We start from the raw sequence: 2,125 nt of genomic DNA, 5'->3' as shown, positions 1-2,125 counted from the left end.
ATGCAAAGTGTGGTTCTTCTGAACCAAAAGGGCAAAGAGTTTGCCGTGAAGCCTTTGCCCCGAGTAGCGCAAACCGGTCCGATCAATGCGTTCGTTACCCGTGATTTTAATAGCGACGGGGCAGTCGATATCCTGGGTTTGGGGAACAACCGCAAACTCAGTGTCTCCATGGGATGGAATGATAACTTTACGGGAGTGGTTCTGCTTCATCAGGACACTGCTTTTGTTCCTTTACCTTGGAATGAAACCCAGCTTCACGTACTGCAAGAAGTTAGAGATGCAGTACCACTTGGTAACGGAGAAATACTTATTTCCAGCTACGCGGATTCTCTGCAAGTTTTGCACTGGAAACCAGTTCAGAATTCAGCGATTCTTCAATAACGTAGAGCCGATCAGCCGCGAGTTGGGTAAGTACTTGGGGAGACGTTCCGTTGGGCCAGTGCACGTACAGCGTATCGACCACTTTAGTACTACCCAGCCCAATGTGTTGAGTAAATGGCGAGGCTCCGAAGCTACCACCGGACCCTACCGTACGAAAGATACGCCGATGGTCACCGCTGTCTGTTTTTAGCACAGCTTCCAGTCGGGCTCCTACGCCCAAAGCATTACTTCTGCTTCCTTTCAGCCGTACTTGAATAAAATGGTTTTTTGGTTTGCCCTGATTCTCCAGCAGAATATTCTGGTACACATCGCCTTCGTAAAATCCACCGACTACCGTATAAATATCCTGATCCCCATCCTCATCAAAATCAGCAAAAGCAGCACCGTGTCCCTTCTGGATGTGGCCGAAGCCCTGATTAGTGATCTCCTCGAAACGTTCGCCATTGAAACGAAACATCCGGTTGGGAATGACCGACCGCAGATCGGGGTCACCATTGCCACAGTAAAAGTCTAACCAGCCGTCGTTGTCAATATCACCGTAGTTACCGCCCATCATGTATAAAATTTTATCCAGCCCAACTTCTTCCGATACGTCAGTAAAGGTTCCGTCGCCCTGATTTTTGTACAGCAAACCTGCTGTGGCCGTGTGAGGTAAGCCTAGTTGCTCCCGGGCAAAGTCATCGGCAATAGATTTGCCTTCGTACTGAGCATCAGAATGAAACCCCGATACCAATAAGTCTTCCCAGCCATCATTATTATAGTCCCAGAACCAGGTGGTAAACGTTTTATCGTAGGCATCTAAGCTCGAATTGGCCGTCACGTCTTTGAACACCGGAACACTCGAGGAGACCCCCTGGTTTTCAAACAAGTAATTAGTACCATCCCGAGTGCTTACAAACAGATCGGGTAGCTTATCGTGATTATAATCGGCAGCAGTTACTCCTTTGATGATCCGTTGATCCCGCATATTTTGAGTAGTGAAAGAAACTCCCGCTGCCTGCGCCGCCTCTCGGAAGGTGCCATCCTGCTGATTAAGGTACAGCTCCGAAGGATTGTTAAAACCGCTCACCGCCGACTCGTTGCCGATAAACACATCCAGCCAGCCATCCAGATTGAAATCAGCCCATACCGCCGTTTGAGTAGGTAGTTGGCTATCCATTCCTGCCTCCTGGGTCACATCGCTGAATTGAGGTATTCCGTATTCATCAATGCCCACATTTTTCAGTAAGCTATTAGGTAGGTTGCCAAACAGACCCAACCACCCTCCGCGTAGTACCAAAATATCCACTCTTCCATCGTTATTAAAATCAGTAGGCACAAGGTTAAGCCCCCCCGGAACGGCTGACAAACCAGCCTCCAGCGATGCTTCCCGCCAGGTGCCCTTTCCATCATTCAAAAAAAGTTGTAAGTGGGTTTGCATATCCCAAGAAGATATTATCAGGTCAATATGGCCGTCCTGATTAACATCCTCAGCGACCACTCCTCCGGCCAAGCCTTGTACATCGAGGTTCTGGGCAATAGCCACATCGCGAACCCACTGTTGCTCCGGCTTCTCAAAGAGAGGCGACACAATGAGCAAGGAGTCAGGTACCTCAGCCGGATATTTGCCCAGTGTCATGTAGGCTAGGTTGAGTAAGTACTGAGATTCGTAATCCTCAGGATCGCGCTCCAGCAGTGCTAGATAATAATTAATGCTGCCCTGAGAACCGCTAGGCAGCTGATGAACTGCCTCAGCAGCAATAGG

The 2,125-nt window shown here is 49.1% G+C and carries 2 protein-coding genes; one reads left to right on the top strand and one right to left on the bottom strand.

Features of this window, described 5'->3' with window-relative positions:
* Positions 1-381: hypothetical protein (locus WBA23_RS07040; RefSeq protein ID WP_424581553.1), on the top strand; the 381-nt coding region annotated here is incomplete at its 5' end.
* Here the strand turns inward: WBA23_RS07040 and WBA23_RS07035 are convergent.
* On the bottom strand, positions 308-2,125 hold a 1,818-nt coding region (locus tag WBA23_RS07035; RefSeq protein WP_424581552.1), incomplete at its 5' end, for a CRTAC1 family protein. The genes WBA23_RS07040 and WBA23_RS07035 overlap by 74 nt on opposite strands.

The sequence above is a fragment of the Tunicatimonas sp. genome, assembly GCF_049647865.1.
Taxonomy (GTDB): Bacteria; Bacteroidota; Bacteroidia; order Cytophagales; family Cyclobacteriaceae; genus Tunicatimonas.
Note: the sequence above shows the minus strand (reverse complement) of the source record. Positions and strands in the feature narration are given on the sequence as shown.